The sequence below is a fragment of the Paenibacillus durus genome (assembly GCF_000756615.1).
Lineage (GTDB): Bacteria > Bacillota > Bacilli > Paenibacillales > Paenibacillaceae > Paenibacillus_AQ > Paenibacillus_AQ durus.
This window is the reverse complement of the sequence record NZ_CP009288.1, coordinates 1,451,070-1,468,281: the sequence shown is the minus strand read 5'-3', so window position 1 is coordinate 1,468,281 and position 17,212 is coordinate 1,451,070. Positions and strand designations below refer to the sequence as shown.

Here is a 17,212-nt window from a genome sequence, read left to right as displayed (position 1 = left end):
TATTCGCGTAGATACGCGGTTTTGGCTCTGATAAGCTCCGCTTTTTCCCGCTCAGCTCTCTAGTTAGCCCACAATCCAAGCACTTCTCCTCACAGGAGTAACGATACATTAAAACCAACGCAAATAAGCCCTCAGCTTGCGGACTTCCCGCTTAACGCTTGAGGGCCAATCGGTATCCCAGGTTTATAATAAAATTGTAGAAGAGATGCGTCCTGGAAACCCGCATCCGTCTGATAAAGGATGGCAGCGAATAGAAACGGCGGCGGAAATCGAGATAGCCCTTAAGCAGCTCTTCCGAAGTCATATTCCGGGGATGGAATACGACGTCCGTCTTGCCGTTGTACAGACTCCAGTCTTCATTCAGCAGCCGCTGCTCCTGCTTCATTCCAGCATACACGGGTGTCCGGGGCAGGGGCGTAAGCAGGCTGACAGTAACCCCGTCGATCCCCAGTTCCTCGCAGGCCGCGAGCGTATCCCGGAAGGTTGCCGGAGTATCCTCGTCAAAGCCGAATACAATGCCCGCCTGAATCATGATCTTGTGCTTGTGCAGCTTTTGGGTGATTTCACGGTACGAATCGACCCGGTTGATCCCTTTGTTGACGCCCCGCAGTGCGGATGGCGAGAAGGACTCCAGCCCAACGAACAGATACAGACAGCCCGCTTCTCCCGCCCGTTTCAGCAGTTCATCGTCATTGCAATCGGCGAGGGTCACCTGTGCGGCCCATTTTTTGCCCAAGGGCTTTAGACTCTCCATCAGTTCGATGGCATGGGCTTTATCCGCAAAGAAATTATCATCCCAGAACACGAAAAACTTCGATTTCATCAGCGAAATTTCGCGGATCACTTCCGGGATTGGACGGACACGGAAACGGTCGTGATAAATTTGCTTCAGATTGCAGTATGCGCAGCGGTAAGGGCACCCTCGTGTCGCGAACACCGCGCCCTTCATCAGTCTGCTTCTATTTAAGAGATCCCATCTCGGCAGCGGGATGCTCTTCAAATTCGGAATACCCTCCGAGCGGTAGACAGCCCGTTCTTTTCCTTTATGAAAATCCTCCAGAAACTCCGGCCAGGTCTCCTCCGCTTCACCGATCAGGATACTGTCGCAGTGCCCGGAAGCCTCCTCTGGCAGCAGCGTAACATGCGGTCCGCCCATGACCACCTTGGCCCCTTGTGCCCGGAACTTCTCCGCAATTTGGTAGCAGTGGTAGGCGTTCGGCGTATTCACGGTAATAGCTACCAGATCAAACGTGCGGCGGAAGGGGATTTTTTGCCGGTACTCATCTACAAGCGTGATCTGATACTTGCTCTCATCAATGAACCCCGCCAAATACGGCATCGTGATCTGGACGAAGTTGTTGAACTGCTTCCTTCTGAACCGGTTGATCTTTTCGTTCTCCGGCTGAATCAGCAGAATCTTTTTTCTCATGCGTCACCTTCCATAAAAGTCCATTTGGATAATTATAACATGGAAGAATAGCACAACAATGCGGGGAACGATACTTCATGAGGTCCAGGCTCAGCAGGCTGCCGCCAAGAACGGAAAGCCAGCAAGGCCGCATCCGAACGCGGAGAGGCTTTTACTTGTCGCAAGCTAAAACCATCCAGTTACCCATCGTCCTTTGACAAGCTTCTGGATAGTGTTAAAACGGCGAGAGTAAAATAACTCCGTCAAAGGAGGTAAAGACCATGCTGCAAAAAAGATTGACAACTGTTCTTCTCGCTTCTCTCCTGACTGTTAATGCTCCGCCCCAAATCTTTGCAATGGAATCAGTTAATGGCCCCCAAGAGAACGTTCAGGCACAGTGCGATGTCCTGAGAGACGCGTTTATCTGGTCTTTATTCGACCCAATCGGCAAAGTCCTTGCTGGGTACGATGACGACAGACAGTTCATGGTCGACAAATTGGTTGAGATCAAAAGATTGGAACAAGGCCAATATTACTGGGAGGCTACTTTAAAAGTAACGACCTTTGAAGGCGCACATAATCCTCCCTATCACAGCTACACTGTTACATTTACAAATCTGTTCTCAAAACAACCTAAAGTGGTGAATGTTCAGCGAACGGAAAGAACCACGTACCTGCAATAGGCATATTATGTGTTAGTTCCAAAGGGAGGTGGTGATAACCATGAGTATTCAAATGGGAGGTCCTCAACAAAAAGTACTGTATCAAGCAGACAGCAATCCAATTCAGAACTTAAAATCCGTTAGAAGCCATTTGCACAATATATGCAGACAACATACGAATCAATATGTCAGGATTGAAACAATCGACGGTCAGGTGGTCACGGGGAGAATCATGAGTTGTGAGAGAGGTTTCTTGCATTTGGCAGTTCCAAGGCATGGGGGAAATCGTGCTTTCTATAATCCGTATGATGAAGCGATTCTGACCCTTGTTCTTTACGAGCTGCTTGTGATCACTTTATTGTACACATAACATGAAGTAAGAGCCTACACGGTGAAGTAGGCTCTTACTTTTTAAGCGTGGTCATCTTAGAATGTCTTCAGAACAATCACCAACAGAATGAAAAGCACTAAGACAACAGTAGTAGAGGTGAACCCTGCATAACCGCTCATCGCTATCCCTCCTTCAATTTTCTACACTAATATATGCCCTATCTATATAAGTGCAAGTGCTTTCGCCTATTGGTTCTGTACTTTTGCCAGGCATAAAAAAACACACCCCCTAGAATTTCATCGAATTAACCAGGGGGTTATCCGATGTCCATTCTAAAGGGTGCACTTTCTAATGAAGTCAGGCTTGTTCTGCATTCATTATTAGCTGTATCGGGAGATTAGTTCATATAACCGGCTCGACACCTCATGTACGCCGCGGCGCAGATCATTACCGGTAAAGGTCACGCGGATAAAGCTCTCATCCGTGCCCATGGCTTCTGACAAGAAACCGCCAAGTCCGCGAGCTCTGCGGTCAATCTGGATGTACAGCTCCAAATTGTCGCCCCGTGGAAAGAACATCACTTCAAGTTCATCCAGCGCACCGCGAAACTCGCGGGTCGGCACATACTCGAACTCCTGTACAAAAGGCAAGCCGGCGCCAAGACGGGGAGCATACTCATTGGAAACTTCACGCAGCCTGAAGCCCAGCTCATCCAGCGCGCCGAACACCACCTGCATGTTATCGCTCGGCAGTACCTCTAGATAATCATGGTCGCTTGGATCAAGCGCCATCTTGATATCCAGCCCAGTCATCAGCCATACCGGTGTATGGCGGTACGATACAGGCGTACGCTCAGGAACGGTAATTTCAAACGGAATTTCCCGAACCTCCCCTGCCTGCAGCAAAAATCCCTCGGTAATGAGGATGCGTGCGATTTCAGTTTCGTGCGTTACCTTTTTATCATTTTCTTCTTTTTCATACTGAGTCTTCACATAAATATAAATCTTGTCAATTTGCTGCTCCACCTGGCCCCCGCGAATGGATACTACTCCGCGCAGCGTACCGCCAGCCACTACCCGCGCCTCCTCCAGCCGAGTGTCAACTTTAGCCGACCCGATGCCGACGCTTGCCAATACCTTTTTGAACATAGACATGTACCGGTTCCACCTCCGCAATATTGAATCCTTGTAATACGTTCATGCTATGCATTACGCAGCATCCGGTTAATTCGTTTCAGCTATATCAAATTGATTATTGAATTAAATACACAACCATGCTAAGATACAACTAAACATAACTAGTTATAACTAAACATAACAAAACATAACAAATCTGCTTTTTACATAAAGGGGGATAGTCCAAAGGATGGCATAACTTTAAGCTGCATACGAGTGATTTAACTAAAACTATGAATTTATAGGGAGTGGAAAAGAATGCTTCATAAACAAAAAAAACTAATTAGTACTTTTGTAATATCACTATTAATGCTCTGCTTTTTTGCAAGTACCGCTCTTGCTGCTGACCCTACTGTAACCTTTTATGATGCCAACCTATGCACAATTAGCGGAGAAACAGCAACGCCCGGTGTATCATTAATTAACAATACGAGTGTACCTTCCGGGTTACAACATATTGAACTTCAATTTAACCATAATGTCGCCGCTAATTTATCTACCAATCAGAATTACATACATCTAAAAAATACAACCACCCAAACCATGGAATCGATAAGTGTATATAGATTGGGAGACGGCTCACCCTTTAGTATTGAAAAACGGAACCTCTTTTTTGATGCAAATCTGGTAAGTGGCAACAGTTATCAAATCATCATTGACCCAGGCTTGGTAGCCTACAATGGCTATACATTAGGTTCCACTCAAACCGTTGATTTTACCGTTCAGTAACAAGTTTATATTTCTTGAAATCGCCCCTTCCGCCAAATCGGCGGAGGGGCGGCTCTTTTTCCGCAAGCAAAAGTCTTCTTAAGGTACCGAGTCATTATCTGAGCCTCATCTTTTACCCCAAGTATCCTTTAACGGTACGACACGGTTAAATACAAGCCGATCACCGGTACTACACTTCTTATCGACGCAAAAATAACCGTGACGGAAGAATTGGAATTTCTGTTCCGGGCGGGCATGTTCAATGGAAGGCTCCATTAAGACGTCCTTTATGGTAACTAACGAGTCAGGGTTGATCATCGTTGTCCAATCCCCGCTGCCCTCCTTCGGAATATCTTGATCAAGCAGCAGCTTCTCATAAAGATTAACATCAACCTTAACCGCATGTTCCGCAGATACCCAATGAATCGTCCCCTTCACCTTACGCCCGGTAAACCCCGTGCCGCTCTTCGTAAACGGGTCGTAAGTGCAGCGCAGTTCCGTAATTTCACCCGTATCGCCGTCTTTGATCACTTCTTCGCATCTAATAAAATACGCCCCCTTCAGCCTCACCTCTCCATTCGGACTAAGCCGATGGAAGCCCTTGGATGGCTGCTCCATAAAATCGTCCCGCTCGATATAAATCGTTTTGGAAAAAGGAACCTCTCTTTTCCCCAGCGCCTCGTTTTCGCTGTTGTTCTCAATCGTTAATCGTTCCGCCTCATCCTCAGGGTAGTTGCTAATGACGACCTTCAAAGGGTGCAAGACACCCATGACGCTAACCGTTTTTGCTTTTAAATCCTGCCTGACGCAATGATCCAAGAGCGAAATATCTACCGTGCTTTGGGTTCGGATGCTGCCGATCTCCTCAATAAAGCGGCGTATGCTTTCCGGCGTGAAGCCTCTTCTTCTTAAGCCTCGAATCGTCGGAAGCCTGGGATCATTCCAGCCGTCGACGAAGCCTCCTTCTACCAGCTGCCTCAAAAATCGTTTGCTTGTGACTACACCCGTTAAGTTCAGCCGGCCGAACTCCCTTTGCCGCGGAGGCTCAGGGGTACCAAGCTCCTTTAAGACCCATTCATACAAGGGACGGTGGTCTTTGAATTCAATTGAGCATAGGGAATAGGTGATGCCCTCAATCGCATCTTGGATAGGATGAGCAAAATCGTACATCGGATAGATGCACCATTCATTTCCAGTCCTGTAATGCTCAGCATAGATAATTCGGTAAATCACAGGATCACGCAGATTCAAATTGGGCGAGTCCATATCAATTTTCGCGCGAACGACCTTTGAAGAAGCGGGGAAGTTGCCGTTTTTCATTTTTGCAAAAAGCTCCAGATTTTCCTCTACGGACCGGTTTCGGTAAGGGCTGTTCTTGCCAGGCTCCGTCAAAGTCCCTCGATACTCCGTCACTTCGCTCGGTGTCAAGTCACAGACGTAGGCCTTCCCGCGTTTGATCAATGTAACTGCGGCGTTATAGATTTCGTCCGAGTAGTCTGAGCCATAATAAATATGTTTTCCCGGATCATAGCCGAGCCACTTGATATCCTCGATAATCGCATTGACATACTGAGTGTCCTCCTTAAGGGGATTCGTATCGTCAAAGCGTAAATTGAACGTTCCGTTAAACCTTTGGGCTGTTGTAAAATTCGTGTTTATGGCGTAGGCGTTTCCGATATGAAGATAACCATTGGGTTCGGGAGGAAATCGCGTGCACATGTCCCTGCCAAATGGACTCTTCTCAAGCTCCTCACTAATCAGCCTTAATAAAAAATTCTCGGTGTAATGCTCCTTGAGGCTACTCAATGTCGACTCCTCCTAATGAACTTGTTAAGTGATCATCCGATACAAAAAAAACTTCACCTCCAAGACTTCATGTCTTGGGGACGAAGTTGTCGCGGTGCCACCCCAGGTTCATTAATATGTCGCCATATTAACCTCTTTAAGTACGGCATTGCAGGCAATGCTTATACTCTAGCTCAATAACGGGAGCTCCCGTCACGCCATCCCCTTTAAAGATTCCGGCATGCTGCTCAGAGGCTTGGTTCGGGAAATCGCTCTTGGCTCCTTTTCACCTGCCGGAGCTCTCTGTGCAAGAACGTGATTTCCGTACTCTTCTCATCATCGCGTTTTCATTTATCGATAGGATATCAATTATTACCATTTGTGTAAACCCTTATTCTTTACGTCCGTAAGATAACTAACTTACTCAAAATAAATAACCGATATGATATAGTAAGAATAATTCTTACATAATAGTTTAAATAAGAAAGGAGAGGTGTTTGTGAGACTCGCAAGGTATTTCTTCATCAGCTTTACGTTTTTGATCCTTATTACAGCTCTTCCTTGGTATGTACGGGCTCAAATAAGCGATGCGGATGCCGATCTGGTGTCTATTTATCAAGGGACCGGCTCATTATCCCCTGCCTTTTCTCCATCCGTGACGGAATATTGGGTAAGAATGCACAGCTCTGGAACTGGTTATTATACAGCGGCAATTCCTGCAAATTCCGGAGCTGCGATGGAGTATTCGATGAATGGAGGTTCTTGGACTGGACTCCCTTCCAATACATCGACCGGGTATCTCCCGACAAACCGGGGAGATAATACGTTTCAATTCAAGGTAACTTCGGCGGATTTAACGGCAACCAAAACGTATACAATTCATGTATATTATCCACTGACCAATGACGCGGATTTGATTGATTTACATTCAGATGATGCAACGTTAAGCCCGGGTTTTCAATCCTCGGTAATGAATTACACAGCACACGTACCTTATACAACGAGCAGCATTTCGTTCACCGGGGTGCTGGATGATCCCGCAGCCTCTTTGACAATCAACGGAACAGCGGCGACCGATGGTGCTGCATCCAGTTCAATTCCTTTAAATGTCGGAAGCAATACGATAGTGATCGTGACCGCATCCTATGATCTTACGGCGAATAAGACGTATACGATAACGGTGACACGAGCCGCACCCAGCACGAATGCCGGCTTGAGCAATCTCAGCGTTCCCGGAAACATGTTAAGTCCGGCTTTTGCAACAGGTACGAACGCTTATACATTGGCAAGTGTGGCTTATGCTGCCGATTCATTAACGGTAATTCCAACGGCAGCCGATCCGGCATCAACGGTAAAGGTTCGGGTTAATGGAGGCAGCTACATGACGGTGACGAATGGACACGGAATAGATGTGCCGCTGACTCCAGGCAGCAATCTCATCACCATAGAAGTGACAGCGGAAGATCCGGGCTACATCAAGCGGTATACGATTTCGGTTACACGGCTGCAGGATAGTACGATCAACCCGGCATCGGGCACTTTTGACAAATATTCGTCCAATACTGCGGAAGGGCACTATCAAGACGTCGTGACGACCCTTACCTTGAACGGCAATACATTGTCGGCCATAAAGCTTGACGACACGATCCTGGAACCTTCCAGCTACACATTATCCGCAAATACAGTAACCATTCATAAGGAATACTTGGCTACATTAAAAACGGGCAATCATGTAATTACTTTTGTGATGAATAAGGGAACGAACGCTCTGTTTACCCTATTTGTGAAGGATACAACTCCACCGGCCCTGAACTCCGCTGTTGCCGGTGACGGACATGTACAACTTGCCTGGAGTCCTGTAGATGGCTCTACGGGATACAAAATCTACCAAAGCTTAACATCCGGCACTTATGGTCCCGAAGCCGCTACCGTTACCGGGTCAACTTACGATTTTGATGTAACAGGCTTGACCAATGGCACTACGAGCTACTTTGTCATTAAAGCGACCAATCCGGGAGGGGACAGCGCGGCTTCCAATGAAGTGAGCGCAACGCCGAGAACCGTTCCGGCCGCTCCAACGGACGTAAGCGCGATTGCGGGAAACAGCCAAGCTACCGTTTCTTTTACTGCTCCATCGAACAATGGCGGAAGCCCGATCATCGGATACGAAGTTATCGCTTCGCCGGGCAATATCATTGCCGAAGGAACAAGCAGCCCAATTACCGTTACGGGCTTATCGAACGGCACTGCTTATACGTTTACGGTAAAAGCGGTCAACAGCGCAGGGAAAAGCGCCGGATCAGCCGTTTCCAACGTGATTATTCCAGGACCATCATCAAATGCCGGAGATGGGAACGGTAACGATAGCGGGACCCGCGGCAACGAGGATAACGATACACCGGCAAATCCCGTTACAACAGGGACTGCTAGTGCAGTTGTGAATATCCTGGTCAATGGAGAAGCCAAAAATTGGGGATTAGCAACAACAACCCGGGTTAACAATCAATCGGTTACCACGATTTCACTAGACCCGGCCAAATTTATGGAGCTTTTTGAAGCGGCAAGTCCGGGTACAATAATTACGTTTCCATTCAGTCCGGGATCGGATGTCGTCATCGGTGAGTTCAACGGTCAGATGATCAAAACTCTGGAGCAAAATCAGGCGGTAGTGAAAATCCAAACCGATCAGGCGACCTATACGCTGCCTGCCCAGCAAATCAATATAGAATCTATCTCTAAACAGTTGGGACAATCGGCACTACTACAGGATTTGGTCGTTCAAATTGAAATCGCGGCTCCTTCGGCAGACATGCTGCAAACGATCGAAAATGCGGCATTCAAAGGCAATTTCAAGCTTGTTGCTCCTCCGCTTAACTTTACAGTACGTGCGGCATATCATGATAGCAGCTTGGAAGTGTCCCGGTTCAACGCATATGTAGAACGCACAATAGCGATTTCCGATAGCGTTCCCAATAGCATTGACGCCAACCAGGTCACAACCGGCATTGTGGTGGAACCGGATGGATCAGTTTACTCAATGCCAACCAAGCTTGCCGTTATGGATGGGAAATATTATGCGAAAATCAAGAGCTTGTCGGGTAGCACGTACGCTATCATTTCACATCCGGTCGAATTTCAAGATGCCGCCAGCCACTGGGCGAAATCTGCAATCAATGATTTGGGCTCGCGCATGATCATTAACGGGTTCGACAATGGGAGGTATGCCCCCAATCAAGACATTACACGTGCAGAGTTTGCGGCCATCCTTGTTCGAGGACTAGGAGTGAAGCTCGTGAATGGAGGAACCGCATTCCCGGATGTAAAAGCTTCCGATTGGTATAGCGATGCCATTCAAACTGCATACGCCAACCAATTGCTTAGCGGTTTTGAAGATGGCAGCTTTCATCCAACGGACAAAGTCACAAGGGAACAGGCAATGACGATGATATCAAAAGCAATGACACTGACCGGTTTGAAAACCAAGCTCCTTACCCAGGAGATAAATGCAGCGCTTGCTCCATTTAAAGATGCAGCGAATGCTTCCAATTGGGCCAAGGAGAGTATTGCCGACTGTCTGCAATCGGGAATGGTTACAGGCAGAAATGAGATGGAGCTCGCTCCAAAAGCATTCATTACGAGAGCCGAAGTTGCAGTTATTATTCAGAGGTTCCTTCAGAAGTCCGAACTCATTTAGGAAGGCGTTCTTTCGCGGCTGAATTGTATCCTCTAGATAGAGAATAGTGCTGAATGTCTTCGGACTAAACCTAAGGGAGTCGGATGTGTCCGGCTCCCTTTTTCATTTGATTTTGTGAAAATATCCTATTTGAGATACGGTTAACCGTGCTGCCTTTAATGGCAAGTTTTCACTCAATAGTAGAAAACGTTTCTTGCTATCTTTCCAACTTGAACTTGAATCCAGTTACTCACTCTCACTAGTCTCCAATTGATGATGACTTTCATTCACCCGCACTTCATATTTGTCTCCCCATTCTTTCATTAAGAGAATGATGGGCTCCAGCGTTCTCCCAAACTCCGTTAACGAATACTCCACCTTGGGCGGCACCTGACTATACGTCTTTCTTGCAATAATCCCTTCGCGTTCTAGGTCTCTCAACTGAAGGGTCAGGGTATGATGAGTAACTTGGGGGTAGATCTTGCGAAGCTCATTGAATCGCTTGGTCCCGCTCAACAAATAATAAATAATAACTCCCTTCCATTTGCCGCCGATGACACCCATGGTTGTTTCCACTGGACACTTTCTTTCTGAAGGATTTGTCATTACGAAGCACCCCTTCTAGGTATCTTTATTGATACTTAATATGATATATTTGCGTACTTTTTGTATATTACTTATTAAACTATAATGAGGTGGCTGAGAGCAAATCATAAAAAAAGGATGATGAATATGAGTAAAAAGCCAGAAATGATGCGGGCGGTAGGTTATTATAAGTTTCTTTCAATCGAGCATCCTGAAAGTCTGTTAGATATAGAAGTGCCTAAACCCGCCCCGCATGGCCGCGATATCCTCGTTGAAGTAAAAGCCATTTCCGCCAACCCAGCCGATCCCATCGTACGTGCATACGATCAAGCTGGTGAGGGTCCCTATATACTCGGTTGGGATGTGGCCGGCGTTATCGAGCAAGTCGGCCCTGAATGTACGCTTTTCCAGCCGGGTGATGAAGTCTTTTATGCGGGAAGCCTTATTCGGCCAGGATGCAATAGCGAGTTTCACTTGGTGGATGAACGGATCGTTGGACGAAAGCCGTCAACACTAGATTTTGCAAATGCCGCATCGCTGCCGTTAACAACGATCACGGCTTGGGAGAGTCTTTTTGATCGGCTAGGCATTTCTCAAGCTCCGGAATCCAACAAGAACAAATCGATCTTGATCATCGGTGCCGCAGGGGGCGTTGGATCCATCGCGCTGCAGCTTGCCCGTCTGGCGGGACTCACCGTAATCGGAACGGCGTCCAGACCAGAATCGATTCAATGGGTTGAAGAGCTGGGCGCCCAGTATGTGATCAATCATTACGAGGAATTCCTTCCTCAATTGCAGAAACTCGGCTTCGACCATGTCGACTATATCTTTTGCTTGAACCATACGGATCAGCATTGGCACAACATGACGCAGGTTATCGCTCCACAAGGAAAGATCTGTCTCATCGTGGAGAACGAAGCGCCTGTTGCACTAAACTTATTGAAGAGCAAGAGCGTTACGGTTGTTTGGGAGACCATGTTTACACGGTCCACTTTCAATACAGAGGACATCTTAGAACAGCATCGTCTGCTGAATCTACTGGCCGAACTTGTAGACGCAGGGAAAATCCGCACCGCTGTTACCGAGAGACTTTCTCCGATTAATGCCGCTAACTTGAAACTTGCCCATGCAAAAATCGAGTCGGGAAAAACCATCGGGAAGATTGTATTGGAGCATTTTAGTTGAGCGGGTTGAAAATAATAATGGTGTAACGGCAAGTTCAAACATTACAAAAAAATGGCTCCCTTATCATTAAAAAGCTGATGCAAGAGGAAACTGTTCAACGTCTGGCGGCCAGACTCAGGCCGTAGTGGTCTCTACAAATTCGTCCAAACAGCTCTCTTGCCTTCTGTCCTTTAGAATTCAGGCGCTGTCTCTTGACCGGAAGCGATTTTCTCTATTTCCTCAGAGAGCGGCTTTTCTTTCATGACCAGCGCCAGGATGAAGGAGACAAGCATGAAGGGAATGACCCACATGAAGGTATGGCCAAAAGCGCGGGCTATCGCATCCGGCGCGACACTTGATCCTCGCTCGTGTGTCAAGATTGCGGCAAATATGGCTGCTCCGAAAGCCCCGCCCAAACTCTTGAAAAAGTTCAACGCACCGGTTGCGGCACCGATATTCTTGTAGGGTACGGCATTTTGCCCAGCAAGCAAGGCCACTTGGATCATGGCGCCTTGTCCAAGGCCCGCAATGAACATAGCGATAATAATGACCCAATCCGAGGTATGAACCGTAATCCCGCCAAGTAACCACAGCCCGCCAATAATGAGTACAGCTCCAAAGGCAGGCCAGTACTTATAGCGTCCGGTTTTGGCTATGAGTACTCCAGACATTGCGGAAGTAATCATGATGCCGATCATCAAGCAGCGCTGTCGTGGAGACAGCTGCGAAAATCCCTCCCAGCCAATCGATACTGCTATTGTTGCTGCCTTTGGGAAGCTGCATGCGCATGACAATCAGTAGCTGGGCAATGACGCCAATCGGCAGGTTGATGAAAAATACCCAGCGCCATGAAGTGTAATCCGAAATAAATCCCCCAAGAAAAGGCCCGGCGATTAGCGCAATAGCTGGTACCAAACCGGTTAATCCCTGATAGCGTGAACGCTCACGGGGCGGAACCAAATCCCCGATGATGACGATCGGAGCACCGATGAGCATGATCACAATGTAGCTCTTCGTAAGTGTGATAAGGGTTTTAGTATTGTGTACGACCCTTCTTACAAGAAGTAAACCTAGCAATTAACACAATCGTTTTATTCTGCTGATATAGCTACTATCAAGTACTATTTCTTTTTCTAATCGGGTGGAAACTTTATCTGTTGACATTTTATGGAGGATACTGTATAAATTCAAAGCCAATACGAAAGACAGAAAAGGAGGATCTGCATGCACAGAGTGATCAAAATCAGATTTACGCTCTTTTACGGTGAAGCGCCTGAAGCAAAATGTTACGGGTACATGGAGTTGAATCAGGATGGCAATATGATCGCGCTCTACAATAGGTACGGTGAGGAAATAGACATGTATGGCGGACATGAATATGTTAGGGTACGGACACTTGGCAAATTTGATGACGAAGACCGTGATAATTTTTATTCCTTGTTAGAAAGTGATGGTGTAGGATAATTTGCACGATAGGCTGACGATTCCGGTGCCAAGGCACTACGAAAAGTCAGCCTTTTTGATTTTATTTTACCTTGTAGAGTTGACCGGCACGTTATCATAATCCCCAAATCTCATCTTGTCAAGAAATAATGTGCGAATGAGCAACATAGTGGGGGAGCCCCCCTTATGTTCTCGAAATATGAATGAATTTCCGAGTATGATGAGCAATTTCGCTTTTTCCAATTCAGCCCGCTTCACGTAAAATTTCCTTCAGGCGATGTGGGTATAAGGGATATACAAAATGGACAGAACGCAATGAGCATTCGGGGAGGAAAGAAGATGAATGAACGGGTTCAAGATGTAAGCGGAATAAAGAGAGGGGTGATGTTATCCGCTCTACTCATCGGTGCCTTTGTTGCGTTTCTTAACGAAAATTTACTAACCAATGCGCTTCCTGGACTGATGCGGGAATTCGGGCGTGCGGCTGCGACCATCCAATGGCTATCGACGGGTTATATGCTCGTGATCGGCGTACTGGTGCCGGTGACCGCATTATTGCAGCAATGGTTCACGACTCGCCAGATGTTTCTGTCTGCGATGGCGTTATTTTTGGCTGGTACCTGCTTGTGCGCAGTATCCCCGGGATTCGGAATCTTGCTGATGGGCAGGGTTGTTCAAGCTGGCGGGACGGGATTACTCATTCCGTTGATGATGAATACGATTCTCGCCCTCTATCCTCCCGAACGCAGGGGTGCGGCCATGGGTCTCATGGGGCTGGTCATCATGGTCGCCCCTGTCATCGGGCCGGCTTTGTCGGGTTTGGTCATCGATACCCTTAACTGGCGATGGCTATTCTACCTGGTGATTCCTGTCGCACTATTTTCGATTGTTTATGCATTCATGTACTTGAAGAATGTGACAGAACGGACCAAGCCAAGGGTCGACCTTCTATCCATTGTGATGTCAACCGTCGGCTTCGGTTGCGTCACCTACGGCTTCAGCCAAACAAATGTCTGGACCCAGCCTGAGGGTTACGGATCGATTGTCATAGGCAGCCTCTTCTTGATCTTACTTGTATGGCGACAGCTCACGATCCAAGAGCCATTGATCGATCTTTCCGTATTCCGGTACCCCACTTTTTCTCTGGTTGCGGTATTGGTTGTCATCCTGATGATGGTTCTATTCGCTACAACGACATTGCTGCCAATCTATATGCAGGATGTGATGCAGTTGACCGCATTCGCGACAGGCTTACTTCTGGTGCCGGGCTGCCTTTTGAACGGGATGATGATGCCGGTGACGGGGAAATTACTCGATAAATTCGGGCCGAGATTCGTCATTGTACCTGGACTGTTCTTGATCGCCCTATCGTTGTGGCTGTTTACCGGCATCGACAGCTATACAACGCGAGGTTCCGTTCTGTTGAGTCATGTCCTCTTATTCTTAGGCATGTCATTCGTCGTCATGCCGGCCCAGACGACAGGACTGAATCAACTCCCGAGTCACTTGGTCCCCTATGGCACAGCCATATACAACACACTCCAACAGATTGCAGGGGGAATTGGCATCGCATTGTTCGTCGGCATCATGTCGTCTGGAGCCAATCGTTATCTTCACCATGCGCTCGATCCCACTGCGATGCATGAGAAGACACAAAGCATGGTTTCCGGTCTACAAACGGTTTTTTGGATTGAATTTATTCTTGCAATACTTATTTTGGTGCTGGGTTGGTTTATAAAAAAGTCACCTGAACATAATTGATTCATTACTAGGCACAGAAGTTATACCGTTAATAAAAATCTACCTTTGCATTAACCTGCTTATGAAGAGATTATCCAATATTAATTCTTGCCTAACCCTGTTTACCATTACTTGTGGTACGGTTCTCCGCGCTGTCTATAACGGCAAGTTTAAGGGCCATCCTTTGCTGGGTGGCCCCTTCTTTGATCTCACATTGTTCAACTATCGTTCCCAGTAATTTGAATGTTCACCTATCGGAATGAATCAAGGCACTTTTTATGGATGTTTTTAGTTCATCCAACTTTTCTTGAGGGATCTTCTTTCTTATACGCAGGACTGTATCTTGGCCAGTTATGAAATGCTTATTGCGACGTTACTGCGCAAAAATCTCGAACTTCGTGCCGGCATCCCCGGCGAAAACAATGGATCCTCCCGCGGGCAGCGCGACCTGATCCTTGCTTCCGATGACACTGAAGTAGATGCATGTTCCCTTTGCATTATAAACGGCGAAGGAGGCGTTCGAGGACATGCTCACCTTAACGGTCTTGCCCCCGTCTTTGTCGCTTATCTTATACCATTTGGCGTAGCCGCTCGACGGAATAGTAACGATTGACTTCTTAGCGACGCTGATAGGCTTCACGGCGTCCTCGTTCACTAAGATCCTTCCACCAAAATTCAGGTACTCAACGCCGTCCTGTTTAAAGAACATATACCCTGAGAGATCCCGCCCGCTCATTCCCGGAATTTGCAATTCGGAGACTGCTGTATTCGGGCCCGTTATTCGCTTATCCAACACGTACCCCGGCAATTGTTTCGACACATTCAATTGGGTGGGCGGCAACACCAAATAAACGAGCGACGTATACTTCTCATTCAGCCGATAATACTTCTTGCCGTCGCGCTGAATCCATGCTTCTTTGGTCTCTGCCGGAAGATCTTGGGGCTGGAGCTTCTCGGCGTTGTACACTGATATAGACATTTGCCCAAGACCCGGCAATGAAGCGTATTGACGTATCCATAAGTAGGTGCGGCCGTTCTCTTCCGTCACGAAGCTAATCATCGTATTCCCATCCGCACTCCGGAACGTGCCGTCCGCCGAATACCCGAAGATCTGGGCTGGATTATCGGGCGACTGCTCCGAAGTGATGGACATGACGCCTTCTTCGGTAATATCGATTTTTATGCTTGTACTGGTCGCGCCATAGATTCCCGAATACTGCAGCACGGACTCCGGCATATCAGCCTTTACCGGCGCGCCGTATGACTTCTCAGGCTTGAATTCGGCAATTGTCCCTTTCTCCTTCAGCGCCTGAAGCAGGATTTCGTTCGCCAGAAGCCGGTCGATCGTACTGCTCCCGCCGGAAGTGACAACAGCTGCCGCCATGTCCTGTTCGGGAAGCACAACGAGCGATGAGTGATAGAGAAGCGTGTCCCCGCCTTTGGTCAGCGCCTTCATCCCGTATTCGCTGAAGGGATACAGATTGACGTTGTCCCAGCCGAGACCGTATCCGTAATCGAATGAGCTGTCCTCATCGTCAGGCCACAAAGGCGTCTTGTACTCGTCTTGCGCCATGGCCGCAGCCGATTTACCGGACAAAACTTCTTCCGCTTCCCCCGTGAAAATTTGCGAGAATCGAGCCATGTCTTCCGCCGTGGAATATATGCCTCCCGCTCCGATCACGTTGCTTGTCTCGTTGGGGAGTTGTCCTGTGTAGGTAGGATAATAGAGTCCCGCCATCTTCGCTGTGTTCGGAGAATCGAGCGGCGTCTTCGTATTGGCCATACCCAGAGGTTCCGTAATATATCTATGGATATAAGATGTAAAGTCCATGCCGCTGACTCGCTCGATTAGAATCTGGGCTAGCGTAAATCCGTCATTGCAGTAAACCGAATAAGCGCCCGGGTCCGCCTTTAAGGTCTGACCGGCCAATTGCTTGAGCAGTGTGTCGTGGGCGTAAGTATCGTTATCTTCGAATAAAAAGGCGTTCGTCAGCGATGATCCGTTCAGTCCTGAAGAATGATTCAGTAGCATGCGCGGCGTAATCTGCTTGTAACGTTCATCCTTCATCGTAAACTCGGAGATATACTGGACGACTGGCGTATCGAGATCGATTTTCCCTTGGTCGACCAACTGCATGACGGCAACCGTGGTAAACATTTTACTCGTCGAGCCGATCCCGTACATCGTGTCTTTCGTGAGCGGCTTCTGTCCCTGCTCATCATTCTTGCCGGATTGGCCGGATACGACGATGTTGCCATGATCGATAATGGCGTACTGCACGCTGTTCGTACCGTAAGCTTTCGTGAGGAGGTCGGCTTTCTCCTGTGCAGCTTTCCGGGTTGCTTCGTAGGGAATCACAGCCTCGTTCGAAGGCGTGTCCATTGCTGCCGTTAGCACGGTTAACGGTACAGAGCTTGACTCGATTACCTCAGATGTATTCAGTGCCGCTTCTATGTTCTGCATCTCTGCCAGTGCTGTGTTGTCGTCCCAGGAGCTTAGCAGCAGACACAAAGCTAGCAGAGCTCCCATTATCCATC

The 17,212-nt window shown here is 47.8% G+C and carries 15 protein-coding genes and 1 other annotated feature; of the genes, 7 read left to right on the top strand and 8 right to left on the bottom strand.

Annotation, left to right across the window (positions count from 1 at the left end):
• Window positions 1-151: 151 nt before the first annotated feature.
• Window positions 152-1,429, bottom strand: coding sequence for a B12-binding domain-containing radical SAM protein (locus PDUR_RS06630; RefSeq protein ID WP_042205586.1), 1,278 nt, complete (start codon window positions 1,427-1,429; stop codon window positions 152-154).
• 260 nt (window positions 1,430-1,689) lie between these two features.
• On the opposite strand from PDUR_RS06630, the gene PDUR_RS06625 reads away from it, so the two are divergent.
• Together PDUR_RS06625 and PDUR_RS06620 are read left to right on the top strand one after the other, a co-directional pair.
• Window positions 1,690-2,091, top strand: a complete 402-nt coding sequence (locus PDUR_RS06625; protein ID WP_042205585.1) for a DUF3888 domain-containing protein — start codon at window positions 1,690-1,692, stop codon at window positions 2,089-2,091.
• Between the two features lie 40 nt (window positions 2,092-2,131).
• On the top strand, window positions 2,132-2,440 hold the full coding sequence (locus PDUR_RS06620) for a hypothetical protein (RefSeq protein WP_042205584.1): 309 nt from the start codon (window positions 2,132-2,134) through the stop codon (window positions 2,438-2,440).
• Window positions 2,441-2,496: 56 nt separating this feature from the next.
• Here the strand turns inward: PDUR_RS06620 and PDUR_RS29705 are convergent, their stop codons facing one another.
• Together PDUR_RS29705 and PDUR_RS06615 are read right to left on the bottom strand one after the other, a co-directional pair.
• Window positions 2,497-2,580, bottom strand: coding sequence for a YjcZ family sporulation protein (locus tag PDUR_RS29705; protein WP_233277549.1), 84 nt, complete (start codon window positions 2,578-2,580; stop codon window positions 2,497-2,499).
• Window positions 2,581-2,781: 201 nt separating this feature from the next.
• Window positions 2,782-3,555, bottom strand: coding sequence for a sporulation protein (locus PDUR_RS06615; RefSeq protein ID WP_042205583.1), 774 nt, complete (start codon window positions 3,553-3,555; stop codon window positions 2,782-2,784).
• 279 nt (window positions 3,556-3,834) lie between these two features.
• Between PDUR_RS06615 and PDUR_RS06610 the strand changes: the two genes are divergently transcribed.
• Window positions 3,835-4,305, top strand: a complete 471-nt coding sequence (locus tag PDUR_RS06610; protein WP_042205582.1) for a hypothetical protein — start codon at window positions 3,835-3,837, stop codon at window positions 4,303-4,305.
• Window positions 4,306-4,410: 105 nt separating this feature from the next.
• Here PDUR_RS06610 and PDUR_RS06605 read toward each other — a convergent pair whose 3' ends face one another.
• Window positions 4,411-6,090, bottom strand: coding sequence for a glutamine--tRNA ligase/YqeY domain fusion protein (locus tag PDUR_RS06605; protein ID WP_042205581.1), 1,680 nt, complete (start codon window positions 6,088-6,090; stop codon window positions 4,411-4,413).
• Window positions 6,091-6,163: 73 nt separating this feature from the next.
• Window positions 6,164-6,418: a binding site (T-box leader), on the bottom strand.
• A 150-nt stretch (window positions 6,419-6,568) separates the two neighbouring features.
• On the opposite strand from PDUR_RS06605, the gene PDUR_RS27170 reads away from it, so the two are divergent.
• Window positions 6,569-9,763 carry a cadherin-like beta sandwich domain-containing protein gene (locus PDUR_RS27170; RefSeq protein ID WP_052410097.1) on the top strand — a complete coding sequence of 1,065 codons (3,195 nt, stop codon included), beginning with the start codon at window positions 6,569-6,571 and terminating at the stop codon, window positions 9,761-9,763.
• A gap of 225 nt (window positions 9,764-9,988) precedes the next feature.
• Here the strand turns inward: PDUR_RS27170 and PDUR_RS06595 are convergent, their stop codons facing one another.
• Complete coding sequence (locus tag PDUR_RS06595) at window positions 9,989-10,348, bottom strand: winged helix-turn-helix transcriptional regulator (protein WP_042205580.1); 360 nt, start codon at window positions 10,346-10,348, stop codon at window positions 9,989-9,991.
• 126 nt (window positions 10,349-10,474) lie between these two features.
• Here PDUR_RS06595 and PDUR_RS06590 point away from each other — a divergent pair, with 126 nt between their 5' ends.
• Window positions 10,475-11,512 carry a zinc-binding alcohol dehydrogenase family protein gene (locus PDUR_RS06590; RefSeq protein WP_042205579.1) on the top strand — a complete coding sequence of 346 codons (1,038 nt, stop codon included), beginning with the start codon at window positions 10,475-10,477 and terminating at the stop codon, window positions 11,510-11,512.
• Between the two features lie 170 nt (window positions 11,513-11,682).
• Here PDUR_RS06590 and PDUR_RS06585 read toward each other — a convergent pair whose 3' ends face one another.
• Together PDUR_RS06585 and PDUR_RS06580 are read right to left on the bottom strand one after the other, a co-directional pair.
• Window positions 11,683-12,162 (bottom strand): MFS transporter, encoded by a 480-nt coding sequence (locus tag PDUR_RS06585; RefSeq protein ID WP_042205578.1) that lies wholly within the window; start codon window positions 12,160-12,162, stop codon window positions 11,683-11,685.
• Window positions 12,125-12,487, bottom strand: coding sequence for an MFS transporter (locus PDUR_RS06580; RefSeq protein ID WP_233277548.1), 363 nt, complete (start codon window positions 12,485-12,487; stop codon window positions 12,125-12,127). Before PDUR_RS06580 ends, PDUR_RS06585 begins: the two co-directional genes overlap by 38 nt.
• Window positions 12,488-12,715: 228 nt before the next feature.
• On the opposite strand from PDUR_RS06580, the gene PDUR_RS06575 reads away from it, so the two are divergent.
• Both PDUR_RS06575 and PDUR_RS06570 read left to right on the top strand, forming a co-directional pair.
• A complete protein-coding gene (locus tag PDUR_RS06575; protein ID WP_042205576.1) occupies window positions 12,716-12,955 on the top strand; it encodes a hypothetical protein in 240 nt (79 codons plus the stop codon).
• Window positions 12,956-13,273: 318 nt separating this feature from the next.
• Window positions 13,274-14,695, top strand: coding sequence for an MDR family MFS transporter (locus PDUR_RS06570; protein WP_042205575.1), 1,422 nt, complete (start codon window positions 13,274-13,276; stop codon window positions 14,693-14,695).
• A 352-nt stretch (window positions 14,696-15,047) separates the two neighbouring features.
• Here PDUR_RS06570 and PDUR_RS06565 read toward each other — a convergent pair whose 3' ends face one another.
• Complete coding sequence (locus PDUR_RS06565) at window positions 15,048-17,204, bottom strand: serine hydrolase domain-containing protein (protein WP_407944313.1); 2,157 nt, start codon at window positions 17,202-17,204, stop codon at window positions 15,048-15,050.
• Window positions 17,205-17,212: the final 8 nt, after the last annotated feature.

Coding starts and splice junctions, on each gene's coding strand:
- PDUR_RS06630 (WP_042205586.1), bottom strand. CDS start 1,429: ATGAGAAAAAAGATTCTGCTGATTCAGCCGGAGAACGAAAAGATCAAC.
- PDUR_RS06625 (WP_042205585.1), top strand. CDS start 1,690: ATGCTGCAAAAAAGATTGACAACTGTTCTTCTCGCTTCTCTCCTGACT.
- PDUR_RS06620 (WP_042205584.1), top strand. CDS start 2,132: ATGAGTATTCAAATGGGAGGTCCTCAACAAAAAGTACTGTATCAAGCA.
- PDUR_RS29705 (WP_233277549.1), bottom strand. CDS start 2,580: ATGAGCGGTTATGCAGGGTTCACCTCTACTACTGTTGTCTTAGTGCTT.
- PDUR_RS06615 (WP_042205583.1), bottom strand. CDS start 3,555: ATGTCTATGTTCAAAAAGGTATTGGCAAGCGTCGGCATCGGGTCGGCT.
- PDUR_RS06610 (WP_042205582.1), top strand. CDS start 3,835: ATGCTTCATAAACAAAAAAAACTAATTAGTACTTTTGTAATATCACTA.
- PDUR_RS06595 (WP_042205580.1), bottom strand. CDS start 10,348: ATGACAAATCCTTCAGAAAGAAAGTGTCCAGTGGAAACAACCATGGGT.
- PDUR_RS06590 (WP_042205579.1), top strand. CDS start 10,475: ATGAGTAAAAAGCCAGAAATGATGCGGGCGGTAGGTTATTATAAGTTT.
- PDUR_RS06585 (WP_042205578.1), bottom strand. CDS start 12,162: ATGTCTGGAGTACTCATAGCCAAAACCGGACGCTATAAGTACTGGCCT.
- PDUR_RS06580 (WP_233277548.1), bottom strand. CDS start 12,487: ATGCTCATCGGTGCTCCGATCGTCATCATCGGGGATTTGGTTCCGCCC.
- PDUR_RS06575 (WP_042205576.1), top strand. CDS start 12,716: ATGCACAGAGTGATCAAAATCAGATTTACGCTCTTTTACGGTGAAGCG.
- PDUR_RS06570 (WP_042205575.1), top strand. CDS start 13,274: ATGAATGAACGGGTTCAAGATGTAAGCGGAATAAAGAGAGGGGTGATG.
- PDUR_RS06565 (WP_407944313.1), bottom strand. CDS start 17,204: ATGGGAGCTCTGCTAGCTTTGTGTCTGCTGCTAAGCTCCTGGGACGAC.